Source organism: uncultured Pseudokineococcus sp., from assembly GCF_947495735.1.
Taxonomy (GTDB): domain Bacteria; phylum Actinomycetota; class Actinomycetes; order Actinomycetales; family Quadrisphaeraceae; genus Pseudokineococcus.
Genome location: NZ_CANMAA010000011.1, coordinates 70,702 through 90,218 on the forward strand (window position 1 = coordinate 70,702; position 19,517 = coordinate 90,218).

Here is a 19,517-nt window from a genome sequence, read left to right on the forward strand (position 1 = left end):
CCTCGGCAGGTGCGCGACGACGGCGTCGCGGGGCGGTCGATGGCGACCCCGGTCGGGTCATGCCCGTGCTCGCGTGCGCGGGTCGATCAGGCTGTAGAGCAGGTCGACGGCCAGGTTGGCTCCCAGCACCGAGACGGTGATGACGAGGAAGATGCCCTGCATCAGCGCGTAGTCGTTGTTCTGCACGGCGGACAGGAGCGTCTGCCCGATGCCGGGGTAGGAGAAGACCTGCTCGGCCACGATCGACCCGGCGACGACGAAGCCGAGCGTGATGGCGAAGCCGGACAGGGACGGCAGCACCGCGTTGCGGGCCGCGTACGTCGTCATGATGCGTCGCGGCCGCAAGCCTTTCGCCTCGGCGGTCGTGATGTAGTCCTCCGACAGCGTGGACACCATCATGTTGCGCATCCCCAGCATCCAGCCGGCCACCGACGAGAGGACGATCGTCAGGGCGGGCAGCGTGCCGTAGTAGACGGCGCTGCGCAGGAACGGCCAGTTGAGCCCCGGGGTCGTCCCGTAGACGTCGTACCCGCCGTTCGTCGGGAAGACGGCGAAGACGCTGGAGAACAGGTACAGCAGCACCAGGGCCAGCCAGAAGTACGGCACGGCCTGGAACATGGTCGCCACCGGGATCAGGTTGTCCAGGAAGGACCCGCGCTTCCATCCCGCCAGCTGTCCCAGTCCGACCCCGACGACGAAGGAGATCACCGTGGCGATGCCCATCAGCGCGATCGTCCACGGGAGGGTCTGGGCGATGGTGTCCGTCACCGTCTGCGGGAAGTACGTGACGGACAGCCCGAGGTCGCCCGTGAAGACGTTGCCCAGGTAGGAGAAGTACTGCGAGATCAGCGACTGGTCGGTCTCGGTGCCGAGCAGGAGCGCGATGCTCTGGCGCGCCTCGGGTGTCACCGGCCCCCGGGCCGACAGCTTGGACAGCAGGATGTCCACCGGGTCGCCCGGCATGAGCCGGGGCAGGGCGAAGTTGATGGTCAGCGCCGCCCAGAGTGCGACGGCGTAGAACCCCAGCTTCTGGACGTAGTACCTCACGACTCACGCACCTCCTCGTCCTGCCCCGGCCCCCGCCTCACTCCGGCGCGACCAGCTCGAGGTTCTTCAGCACGATCCCGTTGTCCCAGCTCTTCCAGCTCGCCGGGAAGGCGTAGGTGTCCTCGTCGGTCGGCCAGCCCGTCGCCCGTGCGGTGCTGAACTCGGTGAGGGTCGAGCCGATCACCACGGGGATGTAGGGGAGGTCGGTGGCGATCTGCTCCTGGATGACCGCGTACTGCTCCGCCTTCACCGCCTGGTCCTCCGTCCCCGCAGCCGTGGCGACGGCCTCGTCCACCACGGGGTTGCTGTAGCGGGAGAAGTTGTTCGAGCCGACGGACTCCCCGACCGGCAGCGTGTTCGCCGTCGTGTACTTGGGGAAGTACGTGTAGTAGGGGTCCGTGGAGGGCGTGAAGCCGATCGAGTCCATCGACAGCTGGAACGTCCCGTTCTGCTGGTTGGCGTTCCACTCGTTGTAGGCGAGCTGCGTCGAGGAGAGCTCGATCCCCGCGGCTGCGAGCTGCTGCGTCATCGCGTCGATGGCGGAGATGAAGTCGCTGTAGCCGCTGACCACCTGGATCGTCATGCTGAGGCGCTCGCCGTCGCGCTCGTAGATCCCGTCGGCGCCCTCGGTCCAGCCGGCGGCCTCGAGCGTGGCCCGCGCCGCCTCGACGTCCGGGGTCTCGGGGGCGAGGGTCGCCTCGGGGTCGGCGATCCACTCCTCGTCGCGGTCGGGCAGCAGCATCGTCGTCGACGGCATCTGCGCGATGCCGGCGAAGGCGAGCTGGTTGAGCTGCTCGCGGTCCAGCGCCTGGTAGATCGCCTGGCGGACCGCCGGGTCGCTCTGCGGCCCCTCGCAGCCCAGCTCGGCGTTCGAGCAGGTGTGGATCGTCGTGGTCGCGCCCGGCGTGTTGATCCACGAGAGGTCGGGCTCGTCGGCGAGCACCTCCTGGAAGCCGGGGAAGAAGGCGCTCATCCAGTCGACCTCCCCGGCCAGCAGCGCCGAGCTGGCGGCGTCGGCCGTGGCGAGGGCGATGTACCGCACGTTCTGCACCTCCGGTGCACCACCCCAGTAGTCCGGGTTGGCAGCGAGGGAGTAGCTCTGCGGGCTGAAGGTGTCCACCGTGTAGGCGCCCGTGCCCACCGGGTCCGTGTTGATGTCCGTCGCCGGGTCCGCCTTGTCGGCCCAGACGTGCTCGGGGACGATCGCCTGGTTGCCCAGGATCTGCGCCTCCTGGACGAAGGACGTGGTCGGGAACGTGAAGACCACCTCGGTGTCGCTGGTGGCCTCGGCCTCCGCCTCGATCCCGGAGGTGTTGAGCTCCGGGGTGCCCCACAGCAGGTTGAAGGTGAACGCCACGTCGTTCGCCGTGAAGGGCTCGCCGTCCGACCAGGTCACGCCCTCGCGCGTGACCACCGTCAGCTGCGTGCCGTCCTCGTTCCAGGAGAAGCTCTCCCCGAGCAGGGGCTCGGGGTCACCGCCCGCGGCGAGGTTGTAGTAGAAGAGCGCCTCGTGGACGACGCCCAGCGTGGGCTGGAGCGCGGTCGGCGAGAACGGGTTGAAGTTCTCGGCGACGGTGCCCGTCGAGCCGTTGAAGACGGTGATCGCCCCGTCACCCCCCGCGGGCTGCGGACCCCCCGCACCGCCGGAACCGTCGCCGCCCCCGGAGCAGGCGGACAGCGCGAGAGCCGCACCGGCCATGGCCGCCACGAGAGCGCGGCGGGACGTGCGAGGGCTGAACTGGTTCATCCGAGAACTCCCAGGGTTGTGTGCGTCACGACGTCGTGATCGCACCGCGCAGCGCGCGGCGACCAGTCCGCTCCTTCTCCACATCGAGTGGCGGCTGGTCTGGCGGACGTTACTGTACCGGTTCAGCACATGTCCACCCCTCCCGTCGGCAGCGGCGGGCCGTGATCACCAGGAGGCCCCGTGGGGCGCGAGCTCGTCACCCGAGACGCCACCGAGGGAGCGCGCGAGCTCCTCGCCCTGCTCGAGCACCTCGACGGGCGAGCCCTCCTCGCCGGGCAGCACAACCAGCCGGTGCACGGCTCGGCGTGGACGGACTGGGCCACCGGGACCGGGGGCGCCGTGCCGGCGCTGTGGGGCCAGGACATCGGCTTCTCACCGCCGGGGACCCTGGACGGGATCGACCGCCGCGGGGCCAACGTCGAGGAGGCGGTCGCCTGGCACCGGCGGGGAGCGGTCGTCTGCCTGACCTGGCACGCCGTCTGCCCGCTCGACGACGAGCCCGTGGAGTTCGAGGGCGGTGTCCTGCGGTCGGTGGACGAGGGCGTGATCGAGGAGGTGCTGCGCCCCGGGTCGGCCCTGCACGACCGGTGGGCCGCGCAGGTCGACGTCGCGGCGCGCTTCCTCCTCGACCTCCAGGAGGCCGGGGTCCCGGTCCTGTGGCGGCCCTACCACGAGATGAACGGCCCCTGGTTCTGGTGGGGAGGACGGCCCGAGCCGCTCCGCGCGCTCTGGCGGCAGCTGTTCGACCGGCTCGTCCACCACCACGGCCTGCGGAACCTGGTGTGGGTGTGGAACCCCAACTCCGCCTACGACAGCGCCCTGCCCTTCGCGCCCTTCTACCCGGGCCACGACGTCGTCGACGCGCTCGCCGTCGACACCTACGGGGGGCACTGGGAGCAGGAGCACTACGAGGAGCTGCTCCGGCTCGCGGACGGACGCCCCGTCGGCCTCGGCGAGGTGGGCGAGCTGCCGTCCGCGGCCGTCCTCGAGGCGCAGCCCCGGTGGTGCTGGTTCATGGCGTGGCCCGACGTCGTCGCCGAGGCCAACGCGCCCGAGCAGGTGCGGGCCCTGTACGAGCACGAGCGCGTCGTGGACCTCGAGGCCCTCCGCCGCCACCGAGCCGGCTGAGGCACCACCTCCGGGGGAGGCGGCGGCCCCGCGCGGGGCGCTCGCGCGGGGTCGCGGTGGGCCCGCGGTGCTGGCGGCGGTGGGCGGCGGGGCCGCCCACCGCCGTCAGCCCTTGACGGACCCGGCGAGCAGCCCCCGCACGAAGAAGCGCTGGAGGCCGATGAAGACGACCAGCGGGACGAGCATCGTGAGGAAGGCGCCGGCGGAGAGCAGGTACCACGCGTTGCCGCGCGTCCCCGCGAGGTCGGCCACCGCCGCGGTGAGCGGCGTCGCGTCGTTCGAGGCGAACGTCAGGGCGACGAGCAGGTCGTTCCACACCCACAGGAACTGGAAGACGCCGAAGGCGGCGATCGCCGGGACCAGCAGCGGCAGGAGCACCTTGAAGAAGATCGTGACGTGCCCCGCGCCGTCCATCCGCGCCGCCTCGACGAGCGAGGGCGGCACGTCCTTCATGAAGTTGTGCAGCAGGAAGATCGCCAGCGGCAGGGCGAACATCGAGTGCGAGAGCCACACGGTCCAGAACGACCCGGCGACGCCGGCCCCGACGTAGAGGTTGAGCAGCGGCACCAGCGTGACCTGGATCGGCACGATCTGGAGCGCGAAGACCGCCACGAAGAGCGTGTTGCGGCCGCGGAAGGGGATCCACGCGAACGCGTACGCCGCCAGCAGGGCCAGCGTGATGGGGATGAGGACGGCCGGGAGCGTGATGGCGAAGCTGTTGATGAAGTTGGAGGCCAGGTCGCTGTCGACCAGGGCCGCCCGGTAGTTGAACGGCGAGAAGAGCGGGTTGGTGACGGCCGTCCACCACCCCGACCCCTGGATGTCGTCGACCGTCCGGAAGGACGTGACGAAGAGCCCCAGCGTGGGCACGCTCCACAGCACCGCGATGATGATCGCGATGGTGGAGGCCGCCGGCTTGGAGAGGCGCTCGGCCGCCGCCTCGGCGCGCCGCTGCCGGCGGCGCGAGCGCCAGGACCCCTGGACCGGTGCGTCGATCTTCCCCGTCGCGTTCGTGACGGTGCGCTGGCTGACGTCGCTGGCGGTCAACGGATCTCCTCGGAGAGGCGCAGCTGGCGCACGTTGTAGGCGATGATCGGCACGACCAGCACGAAGAGCAGGACGGCGAGCGCGGCCCCCAGGCCCTCGTTGCCCTGGCGGAAGGTCTGCGAGTAGAACTCGTTGGCGATCACCGAGGTGCCGAACTGGCCGCCCGTCATCGTGTAGACGATGTCGAAGACCTTGAGGGTGGAGATGGCCACGGTCGTCAGCACGACGACGAGCGCCGGTCGGATGCTCGGCACGGTGACGTAGCGGAACATGCCGATCCCGGAGACGCCGTCCAGGCGCGCGGCCTCGGTGATGTCGTCCGGAATCGCCTTGATGGAGGCCGAGAGCACCGTCATCGCGAAGCCGGCGTTGATCCAGATCATCACCGCGATGATGAAGAAGGTGTTCTGCGGCTGGTTGAGCAGGAACTGCCGCGGCTCGAGCCCCACCCACACCAGCAGCTGGTTCAGGAGTCCGATCTGGTTGATGCCCGCCTGGTCCGGCCGGTACTCGTAGACGAACTTCCAGATGATCCCGGCGGCGACGCCGGAGATCGCCATCGGCAGGAAGACGAGCGCCTTGGCGAGGTTCTCGAACCGGGTGCGGTCCACGAGGTAGGCGTAGACGAGGCCGAACAGGGTGGCCACGAGCGGCACGAGGACCACCCACAGCACGGTGTTGCGCAGCACGAGCAGGAGCTCGGGGTTGGTGAAGACCGCCGCGTAGTTGTCGACACCGACGAAGTCCTCGCCGTCGCGGCCCTGGAAGCTGCCCACGAGGGTGCGCAGGGCCGGGTACACGAGGCCCACCAGCAGCAGGAGGACCGGCGGCCCCAGGAAGCCCAGCACGACGACCCACTGGGGCACCCGCTTGGGCTTGTCGACGGCGAAGAGGATGGCGCCCATCACGAGGGCGAAGAGGGCGATGGCCAGGACCATCAGCGCGAGCTTGTGCGCGGTCGTCTCCGCGTCCAGGAACCAGTCCACGAGTCCTCCGAGAGGTCCGGGAGCCGGGCCCAGCGAGCACCCCGCACCGCGCCCGGCGCCGACCGGGGGTCGGTCGGCGCCGGGCGCGGTGTCAGCGGGGCGTCACTGGGGCCAGGCGGCCTCGATGTTGGCGAGGGTCACGTCGTCCGGCTGGTCGCTGGCGATCCAGTCGGTGAGCTGCTGCCACTCGGCGTCGGAGCCCACCTGCGCGGGCATGAGGTCGGAGGCGTCGAAGCGGAACGTCGACTCCGGGTCCTGCAGCTGCTCGACGGCGAGCTGGTCGATCGGGCTCTGCAGGTTGCTCGCGTCGAGCTCGAGGTTCGCCGAGAACCAGCCGGGCTGGGACGCCTGCGCCTTGAGGTTGGCCCAGTCGCCGGTGGACAGCCAGTACTGCACGGCCTGGGTGGCCGGCTCGTCGTTGAAGGCCGCGACGAACTCGCCGCCGCCGACGATCGCGCTGCCGACGCCCTCGTCGATCACCGGCGTCGGGAAGGCGAAGACGTCGCCCTCCTCGGAGACGTCGGTGCCCGCGGGCCAGTTGGCCTGGTAGAAGCTGGCCTGGCGGTGCATCCAGCAGTTGCCGTCGAGGATCGGCAGGCCCGCGTCCTGGAACTCCGTCGAGGCGATGGAGCGGACGTCGCCCAGGCCGCCGTTGACGTAGTCCGGGTTCTTGAGGATGCCGCCGGCGGTGGCGAGCGACTCGGCGATGGCCGGGTCGTCGAAGGGGATCTCGTGCGCGACCCACTGGTCGTAGACGTCGGGGCCCTGCTGGTGCAGGACGACGTCCTCGAGGAAGTCGGTGGCCGGCCAGCCGGTGGCCTCGCCGGAGCCGATGCCCGCGCACCACGGCTTGCTCTCGGGGTGGTCGGCGACGATCTGGTCGGACAGCGCGAGCATCTCGTCCCAGGTCTCGGGGACCTCGTAGCCGGCCTCGGCGAAGGCGGTGGGCGAGTACCACACGAAGGACTTGACGTTCGCGCCCAGCGGCGGGGCGTAGAAGGTGCCGTCGACCGTGCCGTAGGACTTCCAGTCCTCGCTCCAGAACTCGTCGACGTTGTCGACGACGGCCTGCGCGGGCTCGGCCACCTGCCCGGTGGCGACCATGCGCTCCAGGAGGCCCGGCTGCGGCAGGAAGGCGATGTCGGGGGCGTTGCCGCCCTCGACGCGCACGGGCAGCTGCGCCTCGAACTGGCGCGAGCCGTTGTAGTTGATCTCGACGTCGGTGCACTCCGTGAAGGGGCCGAAGGCGTCGATGAAGGACTGCGACTCGGGGTCGACGATGGTCGTGTAGACCTCGACCTCGGAACCGGCGATGTCGCCGAACTGCTCGAACTGCTCGCAGTCGATCTCCGAGCTGGCGATCTCCGCGCCGGCGGTGTTCTCCGAGGTGGCGACGCCGGCCTCCTCCTGGGAGGCGCAGCCGGCGAGGGCGACGATGAGGCCGAGCCCGCCGGCCACGGCCGTCGTGCTCCTCTTCCGCGTACGGGGGGACATGGTTCTCCTCTCGGGGCGGCGTCGTCGCCGCGCGCCAGGGGATGACAGCACCCGGCCAGCCCGCCGATCAACTCGGGCCGGTAACGATCAGGCCTCGGGCGCCGGCGCGTCCCGTCAGCCCGCCGCAACTCGGACGTGTGAGCGCGCACCTCCGGGGGACGTCCGCGGCGGCGGGGCCGAACGGGTGACGGTCCCGCCGCCGCGGCCCTGGAGGAGGGGGGGCCGGGCGGGCGCGTCAGCGGCGCGCGGCCCGGCGCTCCCGCTTGACCTCGTACATGCGCTGGTCGGCCTCGTGCAGCAGGTCGCCGAACGTCGAGCCGTCCCCGGGGTGCACGCCGATCCCGACGCTGGCACCCACCGCCAGCTGCCGCCCGCCGAGGTCGACGGGCCTCGACAGCGACCCGGCGATGCCGTCGGCGACGCGCTGGGCGTCCTCCACGGCCCGCTCGGGGTCGAGCGCCGGGAGCGCGACGAGGAACTCGTCCCCGCCCAGGCGCGCGAGCAGGTCGGTGCGCCGCACCGTCTCGCGCAGCCGCTGGGCCAGCACCACGAGCAGCTCGTCGCCGACCGCGTGGCCGTGGCGGTCGTTGACGGCCTTGAAGCCGTCGAGGTCGCAGAACAGCAGGGCGAGCGAGTGGCCGCCGAGGCGGGCCTCCCACAGGGCGGCCTCGACCCGCTCCTCCAGGCGCCGGCGGTTGGCCAGCCCGGTCAGGGGGTCGGTGTAGGCGAGGCGCTCGATCCGCTCGAGGTAGGTCTGCGCGCGGTCCCGCTCCTGCTCCAGGGCGCGCTGGGCGTCCACCCGCGCCGTGACGTCGTTCTGGACGCCGATGTACTGCAGCACCCGCCCGGCGGCGTCGAGGACGGGCGCGAGGTAGATCTCGTTCCACCACGGCTGCCGCTCGGGCCCGCGGTGGTTGAGCAGGGTCGCCCGGAACTCCCGGCCCTCCCGGATGGCCGACCGGATGGCGTCGACCACGCCCGGGTCGGTGTCCGCGCCCTGCAGGAAGCGGCAGTTGCGCCCCAGGACGTCCTCGGCGCTCATGCCGGACAGGTGCTCGAACGCGTTGTTGACGTAGATCAGGGGCTGGTCGGGGCGCCGCATGTCGGCGATGGTCACGCCGCTCGTCGTGGCGGCGAGCGCCCGGTGCAGGAGCGCCTCGCCCGCGGGCGTGGTGCGCACCTCGGCCGTCGAGCGCGCCGGGACGCCCGTGGGGTGGTCGTGGCCGCCGAGGACGCGGAGGTCGGCGCCCGCCACCGGCGGCAGCCCGGTGCGCGGCGCCACGCGCGACAGCAGGCACCGGGCCGCGTCCACGACCGTGCTGCGCTCGTAGGTGAGGGCGTACTCGAACGTCCGGTCGGCGTCGCGGCCGGTCTCGCCGAGGTCGCGCGCGAGCAGGGCGGCGCTGAAGTGCGGGCCGAGCACGACGACGTCCCACTCCCCGCGCACGGCGTCGTCCGGGGCCAGGGTCGCGCCACGCAGGCCCGGCAGCGGCTCCTCGGGCAGGCCCTCGCCGAGCGCGCAGACGAAGCCGGTGCGCTCCGCGAGGTCGCGGTAGCGCGCCGCCGTCGCCGGGGTGAAGTGCTTGGCCTCCTGGAAGGTCGCGGCGACGACGGCGGTCTCGCCGAGGCGCAGCGCCTCCCGCTCGAGCTGCTTGCTCAGCTCGATGAGCAGCGACTTCGGGGAACGGCGCAGCTCGTGGTGCGGCTGCAGCAGGGCGAAGGGCGAGGTGCGCGCGACGTCGCCCGCGCCCGGCGCCGGCAGCACGAGCTCGCCGACGTCGTACTGGGTCGCGGGGCCGGGCGCGGGCCGTCCGAAGGCCCAGCCCTGGCCGAGGCGGGCGCCGAGGGCGCGCCCGACGCGCAGGTGCCGCTCGTCCTCGATGCCCTCGGCGAGGACGAGGGCGCCCGAGGACTCGGCGTAGGCGTTGACCGCGTTCATGATCTGCGCGACGGCGGGCCCGGGGCGCTCCTGGACCAGGCGCAGGTCGAGCTTGACGACGTCGGGGCGCAGCAGGGGCATGAACGCCAGCGACAGCGCGTCGGCGCCGACGTCGTCGATCGCCACGCCCCAGCCGATCTCGCGCACGCGGTCCACGGTGCGCAGGAGCTCGGCCGGCCGGTGCGCGAGGGCGCGCTCGGTGATCTCCACCACGACGCGCAGGTCGCCGCCCGCGTCGCCGGCGATGGCGAGCAGGTCGTCGAGGGGCGCGCTGTCCAGCACCTCCGGCTCGACGTTGACGAAGAGGGTGAGCGGGGCCAGCAGCCCCTGCTCGAGGGCCCCGCGGAAGGCGGCGGCCCGGCACGCGGCGTCGAGCTCGGCGAGCAGCCCGTGGGTGCGGGCGGCGGCGAACAGGTGGTCGGGGCGCTCGAGGGCGCCGCCCTGCGGCCCGCGCGCCAGCGCCTCGTAGGCCACCACGCGCCCCGAGTCGAGGTCGACGATGGGCTGGAAGACGCTGCGCACGCCGCCGTCGACCACCGCCCGCACGTCCGCCGCCGTCGCCGCGCCCGCCGTCTCCACCATCTGCCCCGTCCCGTGCTCTCGAGCCCCACCGGCCCCGCCGCCGGTGGACGGGCTCCCGCCCTCCTGTCGGCCGGGACGGGTCCGCTCTGCGGGCATCGTCCCCCGCGTCACCCGGACGCGCGTGCAGGCCCCGGGCTCCCGCGGCGCACGCGCGCCGGAGGTGGGTCCGAATGGGTGATGGACGCCCCGGCGACTCCCCCCGGCGGCCGCCCGTCCCGACCGACGGCAGGAGAAGGGGGCCACCAGCGCCCCTCCAGAGCAGCCTGGAGGCTGGCGATGTCGTGGTTCCGTGGGCTCCGAGTGGCGCACAAGCTGTTCGCCGGCTTCGCCGCGGTGGGCCTCCTGCTCGTCGTCGTCCTCGCGCTGGGCCTCTCGCGCATGCAGGAGGCCCAGTCGGACCTCGAGGACCTGAGCTCCTCGGGCGTCGCGGCCGTGGAGACGACGGGAGGGGTGCGCGCAGCGTTCCTCCAGCTCCGCCTGGACCTCTTCAACCTCGCCCTCGCCTCCGACGGGGCGGCCGTCGCGGAGGCCCGGGAGAGGCTCACCGAGTCCGACGCCCTCCTCGACGACGCCTGGGCCGCCTACCTCGCCACGGGCCCCGCCAGCACCCCGGCGCAGCGCGACGCCTTCACGCAGCGCCTGCAGGAGTACCGCGACGTCCGCGTGGAGCAGATCGCCCTGGCCGAGGCCGACGACCTCGAGGGGTTCGTCGAGTACCGCGAGACCGTCGCCCGACCGGTCGTGGCCGCGCTCGCGGAGTCCGTCGACGAGCTCGTGGAGGTCGAGGCCGGCTCCGCCGCGGCCCAGGCGGCGGACAGCGGCGCGGAGAACGACCGGGCCGTCGTCATGATGCTGCTCGTGGGCGCCACCGCCCTGGCGCTCGCCGCCGCGGCCGCCGTGGTGATCTCCCGCTCCGTCTCCCGCCCCCTCGCCGAGGCCGTCGCCGTGGTGGAGGGCCTGGCCGAGGGGCGGCTGGACCAGCGGACCACGAGCACGAGCCGGGACGAGGTCGGCCAGCTCTCCCAGGCGCTGAACGTCTCGCTGGAGCGGCTCTCGCAGGTCGTCCGGGACATCGCGGGCGGCGCCACGACCCTCGCCGCCTCCTCCGAGGAGCTCACCGGCGTCGCGACCCAGCTGTCGGCCGGGGCGCAGGCGGGCGCCGGGCAGGCCCAGGTCGTCTCCGCCGCGACGGAGGAGATCTCCACCAACGTCGCGACCGTGGCCGCCGCGGGCGAGCAGATGACGGCGGCCATCTACGAGATCGCGACCTCCACGGCCGAGGCGTCCACCACCGCCGCCACCGCGGTCGTCGCCGCGCAGGAGGCCGGCACCACCATCGAGCGCCTCGGGGTCTCCAGCCGCGAGATCGGCGACGTCGTCAAGCTGATCAACTCCATCGCCGAGCAGACGAACCTGCTCGCCCTCAACGCCACGATCGAGGCCGCCCGCGCCGGGGAGATGGGCAAGGGCTTCGCCGTCGTGGCCGGCGAGGTCAAGGAGCTGGCCCAGCAGACCGCCCGCGCGACCGAGGAGATCGTCACCAAGGTCGACGCCACGCAGTCCGACGTGGACGCCGCGACCAGCGCGATCGCCCAGATCTCCGACGTCATCGCCCGCATCGACGGCCTGCAGTCGACCATCGCCGCGGCGGTCGAGGAGCAGTCGGCCACGACCAGCGAGATGGTCCGCAACGTCACCGAGGTCTCCGCCGGCACCCAGGAGATCTCGCGCAACATCTCCGGCATCGCCACCTCCGCCGCGGAGACCGACACGGGGGCCACCCGGACCGCCACCACGGCCGAGGAGGTCTCCCGCACCGCCCACCAGCTCAACGGCCTCGTCAGCGGCTTCCGCCTCTGAGCGCAGGGCCGCCGGTCGCGCCCCGAGGGGCGACCAGCGGCGGTGGAGGCCGCTCGGCCGGCCCGGGCACGACCACCGGGCCGGCGCGCGCTCAGGCGCGGCACGCCTCCCGCACGACGACGGCGCCGCCGGCCGGCACCTCCACCGCACCCGCGTGCTCGCGGCCGGTGAGCAGGTCGGTGCCGGTGGCCCCGAGCGCCGCGGGGACGCCGGAGTGGTTCAGCGCGAACACGTAGTCGGCGTCCTCGCCGCGCCGTCGCACCACCTCCAGGTCGCGGGCGAGCCCGCTCGCGGGCAGGCCCGCCGCGTCGAGCACCTCGGCCAGCAGGTCGCGCAGCCCCGCGACGGGCAGCCGTGTGGCGACGTACCAGGCCGTGCCCGCGCCGCGGGAGTGCCGCGTCACCGCGGGGTGCCCGGCGTCCGGGCCGTCGGCGAAGGTGCGCAGCACCTGCGCCCCGCGCGGGCGGACGCGCTCGGACCAGACGTCGCCGACCGGCCCGTCCGCGCCGCCGTCGTCGCCGGAGAGGGCGACGCGCTGCCCCGCGCGCAGCGGGTGCCACTCCTCGACGTCGAGCCCCAGGACCTCCCTCAGCTGCCCGGGGTAGGGACCGTCCGGGACGGTGTCGGTGGCGTCGACGATGCCGGAGAAGAACGGGACGACGAGGTGCCCGCCCTGCTCGACGTAGGCCGCCAGCACCGCCGCCGCCCCGTCGGGGACCAGGTAGGCCTGCGGCAGCACGAGCACCGGGTAGCGCGCGAGCCGCTCGAGCTCGGCGTCCACGGGCACGACGGCGACCGTGCGGTGCAGGTCGTGCAGCGCCTCGTAGGTGGCCGCCGCGCGCTCCTCGAAGCCGAGGTCGACGGTGGGGCGGAACTCCAGCTCCAGGGCCCAGCGCGAGGGCCAGTCCCAGACCATCGCCACCTCGTCCTGCACGACGCTGCCGCGCACCTCGGCGAGGCGGCCGAGGTCGGCGCCGAGGGCGACGACGTCGCGCCACAGCGCCGAGTCGGTGCCCGCGTGCGGGACCATCGCGGAGTGGAACTTCTCCGCCCCGGCGCGAGAGGCCCTCCACTGGAAGTACATCGCGCCCTCGGAGCCGCGGGCCACGTGCGCCAGGGCGTTGCGCCGCATCTCGCCGGGGCGCTTGGCGACGTTGCGGGGCTGCCAGTTGACCGCGCTCGTGGAGTGCTCGAGCAGCAGCCACGGCCCTCCCCCGGCGAGCCCGCGCGTGACGTCGGCCGACATCGCGAGTCCCAGGTGCGGGCGCTCGTCCTCGGCCGTGAGGTAGTGGTCGTTGGTGACGACGTCCACCTCGGGCGCCCAGCGCCAGTAGTCGAGGTTGGCGCACGTCGTCGCCATGAAGTTCGTCGTGATCGGCACGCCCGTCCCGTGCGCCCGGACGGCGTCGCGCTCGCCCGTGAAGCAGGCCAGGTGCTCGTCGGAGGCGAAGCGCAGGAAGTCCAGCTGCTGGCTGGGGTTCACCGGCATCGGCGCGACGCGCGGGGCGGTGATCTCCTCCCACTCGCCGTACCGCTGGCTCCAGAAGGCGGTGCCCCAGGCGCGGTTGAGGGCGTCCAGGTCGCCGTAGCGCGCCTGCAGCCAGACGCGGAAGGCCCTCTCGCTCACCGGGCACCAGCACCGGCCGACCTGGGCGCCGAACTCGTTGCCGATGTGCCACAGCGCGAGCGCCGGGTGGTCGCCCAGCTCCCCCGCCAGGTGGGAGGCCAGCGCCTGCGCCGCCCTGCGGTAGTCGGGGCTGCTGGCGCAGTAGTGCTCCCGCGCGCCGACGCCCAGCCGCACGCCCTCGCGCGTCATCGGCAGGGACTCGGGGTGCGCAGCGGAGAACCACGGCGGCGGCGAGGCCGACGGCGTCGCGAGGTCCACGCGGATCCCGGCGCCGTGCAGCCGGTCCATCACCCGTCGCAGCCAGGCGGTCTCGTAGCGCCCCTCCTGCGGCTCGAGCAGGGCCCAGGAGAAGACGCCGACCGTGACCATGCTGACGCCGGCCTCGACCATGAGGCGGACGTCCTCCTCGTGCACCTCCTCCGGCCACTGCTCGGGGTTGTAGTCGCCGCCGAAGGCGAGCCGGTCGAGGCGGGGCACCACGGCCTGGGGCATGCGGGTCTCCTCCGGGGGCGACCGTCGTCGTCGACGGCCTGGGAGCGCTCACAGTAGCGAGGACCCCGGCGTGGGGCCGCTCCCGCGCGCCTAGCCTCTCCGGCTGTGCCCCCCGCTCCTCGCCGCCCCACCATCGACGACGTCGCCGCCTCCGCGGGGGTCTCGCGCGGCACGGTCTCCCGCGTCCTCAACGGGGGCCGGTACGTCTCGGCCGCGGCCTCGGCGGCGGTCGAGCGCGCCGTCCTCGAGACCGGGTACGTCGTCAACTCCAGCGCCCGGAGCCTCGCCACGCGCCGCTCCGGCGCCGTCGCCCTCGTGCTCGCCGAGTCCGCCGGCCGCCTCTTCGAGGACCCCAGCTTCCCGGTGCTGCTGCGCAGCTGCACGCAGGCGCTCGCCGAGCGCGACCTCGTGCTCATGCTCCTGCTGGCCGGCAGCCCGTCCGAGCGCGACCGCGTCCTGCGGTTCCTGCGCGGCGCGCACGTGGACGGCGCCCTGCTGGTCGGCGTCCGCGCGGGCGACCCGCTGCTCGAGGAGGTGGGGCGCAGCGGCCTGCCGGTCGTCACGTCCGGGCACGTCGGGGAGCCCGGGGGCGGCCCCTGCTCGGTCGCGGCCGACGACCGCGGGGGCGCCCGCGCGGCGGTCGAGCACCTGCGCTCCCGCGGGCGGCGCCGCATCACGACGGTCGCCGGGCCGCAGGACACCTCCGGCGGCGTCGAGCGCCTCGCCGGCTTCGTCGACGTCCTCGGGCCGCGGGCGGGCGCCGCGGACGTCGTCGCCGCGCAGGACTGGACGCACGCGGCGGGCGAGCGCGCCACGACCGAGCTGCTGCAGCGGGTCCCGGACCTGGACGCCGTCGTCGCCGGCTCCGACGTCGTCGCCTCGGGGGTGCTCGCGGCGCTGCACCGCGCCGGGAGGGCCGTCCCGGACGACGTGGCCGTCGTCGGCTTCGACGACGCGCCGGTGGCCGTCCAGCTCGACCCCCCGCTCACCACGGTGCGCCAGCCGCTGGCGGAGGTCGGGCGACGGATGGTGGACCTGCTCGCCGCCCGGCTCGCGGGCGAGGACCCCCGCTCGCTCGTCCTGCCGACCGAGCTCGTCGTCCGCGCGTCCACCTGAGCGGGGGTCGGGCCCGGGCACCGGAGGGGCCGGCGACATCAGGACGCGCCGGGGGACCGCCCGGGCAGCGGGCCGCCCCCGCCCACCAGCTCCTCGAGCAGGTCGGCGCAGCGGACCGGCGCGTCGAGGTCGGCGTACTCGGCGGCCAGCTGCCGGGCTCGCTCGCGGTACCGGGGCTCGGTCAGCACGGCGTCGACGCCGCGGCGCACCTGCCCGGGCGTCGGTCGCTGCACCCGCAGGTCGACGCCGACGCCGGACCAGGCCACGCGCGCGGCGATCTCCGGCTTCTCCTCGGTGCGCCCCGCGACGACGAGCGGGACGCCCGCGGCGAGAGCCGTGTGCACCGCGCCGAACCCGCCGTTGGTCACCAGCGCGTCGGCCAGCGGCAGCAGCTCGCCGAAGGGCAGGAGGTCCCCCACGCGCACGTCCGCCGGCACCGGGTCGAGCGGCAGGGTCGTGACGCCGCGGCGGCCGGTCGTCACGACGACGAGGTGCCCGGCGCCCGTCAGCCCCCGCACGGCGGGCAGCAGCAGGTCCTCGGGATCGGTGGCCAGCGTGCCCTGCGTGACGACGACGACGCGCCGGCCCTCCGCGCGCGCGGCCGCGACGTCGCCCCACCACGGCGGCAGGGGCACCTCGCCGGCCGGTGGCGCGAGGTGCCCGACGAAGCGCACCGACGAGGGCATCGCCCGCCGCGGGTACTCGAGCGACGAGACGCCGGACTGCAGGTGCAGGAAGGGCGAGATCGGCCCGACCTCGGACGCCGCCGAGTCGGGGGGCAGGCCGAGCCCGACCCTCTCCTCGCGCAGCGCCCGGACGACCGGTCGCAGGAGCGTCCGCGAGAGCGCCTCGTGCAGGACCCGGTGGCGCAGGCGCCCCAGCGTCCCTCGCGCCGGTGGCAGCCCGAGGCCGTAGGGCCCGGTGTCGTCGTCGCGCAGCAGCAGCGGCGTGACTCCGAGGGCGGCGAAGCGCGGCCCGCCGCGCTCGTGCACCGCCCGGGCCGCCTCCACCAGGCCGACGTCGACGAGCACGACGTCGGCCGCGGCGCCGGCGAGCTCGGCCTCCAGGTCGGCGACCCACCCCGGGATCGTGCGCACGAACAGGTGCTCGAAGTCCTGCGCCACGCGCCGGGCACCCGGAGGGCGCCGTCCGGGCAGCGCCTCGAGCCACGCGGTGCCGTCCTCGTCGCGCGCCGCCCTCAGGGGCAGGTGCCGCGCGCCGGTCCGACCCACCGCCTCGGCGTGGCGCGCGCTCGTCAACCACCGGACGTCGTGGCCGCGCGCGACGAGCTCGCCGGCCACGGGCAGGGCGGGCGCCACGTGGCCGCGCAGCGGGGTGGTCGCCAGCAGGACGCGCACGGGCCCGCCGGCTCGGACGCCGGCCGGCTCTGGCGGGCTCACGCCGGCCCCGCGTACAGCCAGCGCCCGCCCTCGCGGACGAAGGCGCTGCGCTCGCGCTGCACGTGCCGCCGGCCGTCCACCCGCGCCACGGCCTCGAACTCCACGACGCCCTCGTCGTCGAAGGGGCCGCCGCGCTCGACGTCCAGGACCGCCAGGTGCAGCCAGCGCACGTCCTCGTCGAGGTCCAGCTCGTCGGGCCGGGCGCCGGCGTGCCAGGTGCGCCGCAGGTGCGGGGCGTCGCCGACGGCGAAGGCGCTGTAGCGCGATCGCATCAGCGCCTCGGCCGTCGGCGCCTCCCCCTCCTGCCGGTGCAGGGGTCGGCAGCACGCGGCGTAGGGCTCGCCCCAGCCGCACGGGCAGGGGGCGGAGCCGTCGAGGGCGGGCACGGCCCCATCCTCGCGGTCACCGCGCCCCGGCGGCAGCAGTCAGCCGAAGCGGGCCAGGCTGCGCTGGCGCGCCTTCTCCGCCTCGACGGCGCGGTCGCGCGGCGGGGCGCTCGTCACCAGGCCCTCGAGCAGTCGCGTCGTGGCCGCCTCGACCTCGGCCACCGCGCGGTCGAAGACCTCCGCGTTGGCGCGCGAGGGGCTCGTCGTGCCCGCGATCTTGCGGACGTACTGCAGGGCGGCGTCGTGCACCTCGCCCGGCGTCGCCGGCGGCGCGAGGTTCTGCAGCGGACGGATGTTGCGGCACACGGGCGCCTCCTCGACGGGTCCGGGACCGCCAGGCTCCGCCCGCCGCGCGCCGGCGGTCAAGAGGCCACCGGCGCACGATCGCGGTGGCGCTACCAGCTGGACTTCGTGATCCCCGGCAGCTCGCCGTTCAGCGCCATCTGCCGGAAGCGCACCCGGGAGAGCCCGAAGGTCCGCAGGTGCCCGCGCGGGCGCCCGTCGACGGCGTCGCGGTTGCGCAGCCGGGTGGGGCTGGCGTCGCGCGGCATGCGCTGCATCGCCAGCCGCGCCGCGGCGCGCTCGGCCTCGCCCGCGTGCGGGGAGACGGCGACGCGCTTGAGCTCGGCGCGCCGCTCGGCGTGCCGGGCGACGACCTCGCGACGCTGGGCGTCCTTGGCGATCTTGCTCTTCTTGGCCATGGGTCAGCGCTCCTCGCGGAAGTCGACGTGCCGGCGCACCACGGGGTCGAACTTCCTCAGCACGAGGCGGTCGGGGTCGTTGCGGCGGTTCTTGCGGGTGACGTAGGTGAAGCCCGTGCCCGCGGTGGAGCGGAGCTTGATGACCGGGCGCACGTCCTGGCTCTTGGCCATCAGACCTCCTCCCCCCGGGCCCGGATCGCCGCGACGACGGCGTCGATGCCGCGGCGGTCGATGGTCTTGATCCCCCGCGCGCTGACGTCCAGGCGGACCTTGCGGCCCAGACTCGGGACCCAGTACGTGCGGCGCTGGACGTTCGGGTCCCAGCGCCGCTCGCTCCTGCGGTGGGAGTGGGAGATCGAGTGGCCGAAGCCGGGCTCGGCTCCGGTCACCTGGCAGCGGGCGGGCATGGCGCTCCTCGAGGGGGGTGAGCAGGTCCGGCGTGCCGGGGTCGACGCGGACGTCGGCCCCCGCTGACGCGAGACGGTAGCGTAACGGGAACCGTTCTCGATAAGGAGTCGCCGTGAAGCCCGACACCCACCCCGTCTACGGCCCCGTGGTCTTCCGCGACCGCGGCGCCGGGGTCTCGTTCCTGTCCCGCTCGACGATCGCCGGGCGCTCCGGCGGGCCCACCGTGGAGTGGGAGGACGGGCGCACCTACCCCGTCGTCGACGTCGACGTGTCGTCCGCGAGCCACCCGTTCTGGACCGGGACGGCCCGCGTCCTGGACAGCGAGGGCCGGGTGGAGAAGTTCCGCCGCCGCTACGGCCAGAAGACGCAGCCGTGAGGTCCCCGCGCCCGAGGTCCCTGCGCCCGCGCCGGGCCACGACGCCGGTGACCGTCGTGACGTCCTGCGACGTCGTCCTGCGGGAGTCGGCGATCGCCGACCTGCTGTGCGACCAGCCCGACGTCGTCGTCGTCCGCCACACCCTCGGGCCGCGGCGCGACGACGGCCTGCGCCGCACGGTGCTGGACGCCGCCGGCGTCGTGGAGGACGTCCGCGTCGACCTCGAGCACAGCTGCCTGGGGTGCGCGCTGCGCGAGGACGTCCTGCCGGCCGTCGTGGCCGCGGCGGCCTCGGGGCGGTGGAGCCGGGTGGTCGTCGCCCTGCCCGTGACGGCCGAGCCCGTGCCCGCCGTGCAGGCGCTGACCGCCGGGGAGGTCGACGGACGGCCCGTCTCGGTGTCCGTGCACGTCGACGGCGTGCTCGCCGTCGTGCACGGCCCGGCCCTGGAGGGAGACCTCTTCGGCGACGACCTGTGGGTCGAGCGCAGCCAGGGCCTCGACGAGGCGGACGCGCGGTCCGTCGGCGAGGTGCTGGCCCGCCAGCTCGAGGAGGCGGACGCCGTCCTCGTGGGGGGCGAGGCGCCGCCCGCGGCCCGGGCCGCCGCCCGGCACCTCGCGGGCCCCCGCGTCGACCTGCTGGCGCTGCACGAGAGCCCGGGCGCCCGGGTGCTGCAGCCCCGCCCCGTCCCGCCGCCGCGAGCGGTGCCCGCAGCGGCGGGCTGCTGGACCTGCAGCACCCGGGCGCGCTCGACGAGCACGGCGTGTGGACGGTCCTGCTCGACTCCCCGCTGCCGATGCACCCCAGGCGGCTGCTGGAGCGCGTCGAGGAGCTCGGGGGCGGCTCGCTGCGCACCCGCGGGTCCTTCTGGCTGCCCACCCGCCCCGGCACGGCCTGCGCCTGGGACGGCGGCGGCGGGCAGCTGAGCATCGGCGCGCTGCGCGCCTGGCAGGCGGGCGAGCGGCGCTCGCGGATCCTCGTCACCGGACGGGGCGAGGCGAGCTCGGAGCGGGTGCGCCGGGCCTTCGCCGAGGCGCTCGCCACGCCCGAGGAGATGGAGCGCAGCGCCTGGCCCGCGGCGGACGACGACGGCCTGTCCCCGTGGCTCGGCGCGCAGGAGCCGGAGGTCGAGGGCGCCGGGGGTGACGCACCCGGCCGGGGCTGGATCGCCTGACCGACCCGAC

At 74.5% G+C, this 19,517-nt stretch carries 19 protein-coding genes; 6 read left to right on the forward strand and 13 right to left on the reverse strand.

Going from position 1 to position 19,517, the window contains the following annotated elements:
- Positions 1-57 precede the first annotated feature (57 nt).
- Both Q0848_RS14220 and Q0848_RS14225 read right to left on the reverse strand, forming a co-directional pair.
- Positions 58-1,047 carry an ABC transporter permease gene (locus tag Q0848_RS14220; protein WP_299038666.1) on the reverse strand — a complete coding sequence of 330 codons (990 nt, stop codon included), beginning with the start codon at positions 1,045-1,047 and terminating at the stop codon, positions 58-60.
- A gap of 37 nt (positions 1,048-1,084) precedes the next feature.
- The gene (locus Q0848_RS14225) at positions 1,085-2,794 is read right to left on the reverse strand and encodes an ABC transporter substrate-binding protein (RefSeq protein ID WP_299038668.1); all 1,710 of its coding nucleotides are present in this window, start codon (positions 2,792-2,794) and stop codon (positions 1,085-1,087) included.
- Positions 2,795-2,974: 180 nt separating this feature from the next.
- Between Q0848_RS14225 and Q0848_RS14230 the strand changes: the two genes are divergently transcribed.
- Positions 2,975-3,922: a glycosyl hydrolase gene (locus Q0848_RS14230; RefSeq protein WP_299038670.1), complete on the forward strand. Its 948-nt coding sequence runs from the start codon at positions 2,975-2,977 to the stop codon at positions 3,920-3,922.
- A gap of 105 nt (positions 3,923-4,027) precedes the next feature.
- Here Q0848_RS14230 and Q0848_RS14235 read toward each other — a convergent pair whose 3' ends face one another.
- The 4 genes from Q0848_RS14235 to Q0848_RS14250 form a co-directional block, all read right to left on the reverse strand.
- A complete protein-coding gene (locus tag Q0848_RS14235) occupies positions 4,028-4,918 on the reverse strand; it encodes a carbohydrate ABC transporter permease (protein WP_366146619.1) in 891 nt (296 codons plus the stop codon).
- A gap of 47 nt (positions 4,919-4,965) precedes the next feature.
- Complete coding sequence (locus Q0848_RS14240) at positions 4,966-5,955, reverse strand: carbohydrate ABC transporter permease (protein WP_299038673.1); 990 nt, start codon at positions 5,953-5,955, stop codon at positions 4,966-4,968.
- Positions 5,956-6,057: 102 nt separating this feature from the next.
- The gene (locus tag Q0848_RS14245) at positions 6,058-7,449 is read right to left on the reverse strand and encodes an ABC transporter substrate-binding protein (RefSeq protein WP_299038678.1); all 1,392 of its coding nucleotides are present in this window, start codon (positions 7,447-7,449) and stop codon (positions 6,058-6,060) included.
- A 235-nt stretch (positions 7,450-7,684) separates the two neighbouring features.
- The gene (locus Q0848_RS14250; RefSeq protein ID WP_299038681.1) at positions 7,685-9,970 is read right to left on the reverse strand and encodes a diguanylate cyclase domain-containing protein; all 2,286 of its coding nucleotides are present in this window, start codon (positions 9,968-9,970) and stop codon (positions 7,685-7,687) included.
- A gap of 276 nt (positions 9,971-10,246) precedes the next feature.
- Between Q0848_RS14250 and Q0848_RS14255 the strand changes: the two genes are divergently transcribed.
- On the forward strand, positions 10,247-11,830 hold the full coding sequence (locus Q0848_RS14255) for a methyl-accepting chemotaxis protein (RefSeq protein WP_299038684.1): 1,584 nt from the start codon (positions 10,247-10,249) through the stop codon (positions 11,828-11,830).
- A 91-nt stretch (positions 11,831-11,921) separates the two neighbouring features.
- On the opposite strand, the gene Q0848_RS14260 is transcribed toward Q0848_RS14255, so the two are convergent.
- Positions 11,922-13,949: a beta-galactosidase gene (locus Q0848_RS14260; protein ID WP_299038686.1), complete on the reverse strand. Its 2,028-nt coding sequence runs from the start codon at positions 13,947-13,949 to the stop codon at positions 11,922-11,924.
- A 105-nt stretch (positions 13,950-14,054) separates the two neighbouring features.
- Here Q0848_RS14260 and Q0848_RS14265 point away from each other — a divergent pair, with 105 nt between their 5' ends.
- Complete coding sequence (locus Q0848_RS14265; protein WP_299038688.1) at positions 14,055-15,065, forward strand: LacI family DNA-binding transcriptional regulator; 1,011 nt, start codon at positions 14,055-14,057, stop codon at positions 15,063-15,065.
- A gap of 38 nt (positions 15,066-15,103) precedes the next feature.
- Here the strand turns inward: Q0848_RS14265 and Q0848_RS14270 are convergent, their stop codons facing one another.
- The 6 genes from Q0848_RS14270 to rpmB all read right to left on the reverse strand — a co-directional run bounded on the left by Q0848_RS14270 (position 15,104) and on the right by rpmB (position 17,959).
- Entirely contained in the window at positions 15,104-16,465 is a 1,362-nt protein-coding gene (locus Q0848_RS14270; RefSeq protein ID WP_299038690.1) for a nucleotide disphospho-sugar-binding domain-containing protein, read from the reverse strand.
- The gene (locus Q0848_RS14275; RefSeq protein ID WP_299038691.1) at positions 16,462-16,851 is read right to left on the reverse strand and encodes a YchJ family protein; all 390 of its coding nucleotides are present in this window, start codon (positions 16,849-16,851) and stop codon (positions 16,462-16,464) included. Before Q0848_RS14275 ends, Q0848_RS14270 begins: the two co-directional genes overlap by 4 nt.
- A gap of 39 nt (positions 16,852-16,890) precedes the next feature.
- The gene (locus Q0848_RS14280; protein ID WP_299038693.1) at positions 16,891-17,157 is read right to left on the reverse strand and encodes a DUF2277 domain-containing protein; all 267 of its coding nucleotides are present in this window, start codon (positions 17,155-17,157) and stop codon (positions 16,891-16,893) included.
- Between the two features lie 89 nt (positions 17,158-17,246).
- The gene (gene rpsN / locus Q0848_RS14285; RefSeq protein WP_299038695.1) at positions 17,247-17,552 is read right to left on the reverse strand and encodes a 30S ribosomal protein S14; all 306 of its coding nucleotides are present in this window, start codon (positions 17,550-17,552) and stop codon (positions 17,247-17,249) included.
- Positions 17,553-17,555: 3 nt separating this feature from the next.
- Positions 17,556-17,723 carry a 50S ribosomal protein L33 gene (gene rpmG, locus Q0848_RS14290; RefSeq protein ID WP_299038697.1) on the reverse strand — a complete coding sequence of 56 codons (168 nt, stop codon included), beginning with the start codon at positions 17,721-17,723 and terminating at the stop codon, positions 17,556-17,558.
- Positions 17,723-17,959: a 50S ribosomal protein L28 gene (gene rpmB, locus Q0848_RS14295; protein WP_299038698.1), complete on the reverse strand. Its 237-nt coding sequence runs from the start codon at positions 17,957-17,959 to the stop codon at positions 17,723-17,725. The genes rpmG and rpmB overlap by 1 nt, the downstream gene beginning before the upstream one ends.
- A 113-nt stretch (positions 17,960-18,072) precedes the next feature.
- Between rpmB and Q0848_RS14300 the strand changes: the two genes are divergently transcribed.
- The 3 genes from Q0848_RS14300 to Q0848_RS19065 are packed head-to-tail and all read left to right on the forward strand — an operon-like array spanning position 18,073 to position 19,507.
- Positions 18,073-18,336 carry a type B 50S ribosomal protein L31 gene (locus Q0848_RS14300; protein ID WP_299038700.1) on the forward strand — a complete coding sequence of 88 codons (264 nt, stop codon included), beginning with the start codon at positions 18,073-18,075 and terminating at the stop codon, positions 18,334-18,336.
- Positions 18,333-19,259 (forward strand): GTP-binding protein, encoded by a 927-nt coding sequence (locus Q0848_RS14305; protein WP_299038702.1) that lies wholly within the window; start codon positions 18,333-18,335, stop codon positions 19,257-19,259. Before Q0848_RS14300 ends, Q0848_RS14305 begins: the two co-directional genes overlap by 4 nt.
- Positions 19,148-19,507, forward strand: coding sequence for a GTP-binding protein (locus tag Q0848_RS19065; protein WP_366146620.1), 360 nt, complete (start codon positions 19,148-19,150; stop codon positions 19,505-19,507). The genes Q0848_RS14305 and Q0848_RS19065 overlap by 112 nt, the downstream gene beginning before the upstream one ends.
- The last annotated feature ends 10 nt before the right edge of the window (positions 19,508-19,517 follow it).

What these genes read in the sequence shown, in the direction of transcription:
- Q0848_RS14225 (WP_299038668.1), bottom strand. Translation starts at nt 2,794, where the DNA reads ATGAACCAGTTCAGCCCTCGCACGTCCCGCCGCGCTCTCGTGGCGGCC.
- Q0848_RS14245 (WP_299038678.1), bottom strand. Translation starts at nt 7,449, where the DNA reads ATGTCCCCCCGTACGCGGAAGAGGAGCACGACGGCCGTGGCCGGCGGG.
- Q0848_RS14250 (WP_299038681.1), bottom strand. Translation starts at nt 9,970, where the DNA reads ATGGTGGAGACGGCGGGCGCGGCGACGGCGGCGGACGTGCGGGCGGTG.
- Q0848_RS14255 (WP_299038684.1), top strand. Translation starts at nt 10,247, where the DNA reads ATGTCGTGGTTCCGTGGGCTCCGAGTGGCGCACAAGCTGTTCGCCGGC.
- Q0848_RS14260 (WP_299038686.1), bottom strand. Translation starts at nt 13,949, where the DNA reads ATGCCCCAGGCCGTGGTGCCCCGCCTCGACCGGCTCGCCTTCGGCGGC.
- rpsN (WP_299038695.1), bottom strand. Translation starts at nt 17,552, where the DNA reads ATGGCCAAGAAGAGCAAGATCGCCAAGGACGCCCAGCGTCGCGAGGTC.
- rpmG (WP_299038697.1), bottom strand. Translation starts at nt 17,723, where the DNA reads ATGGCCAAGAGCCAGGACGTGCGCCCGGTCATCAAGCTCCGCTCCACC.
- rpmB (WP_299038698.1), bottom strand. Translation starts at nt 17,959, where the DNA reads ATGCCCGCCCGCTGCCAGGTGACCGGAGCCGAGCCCGGCTTCGGCCAC.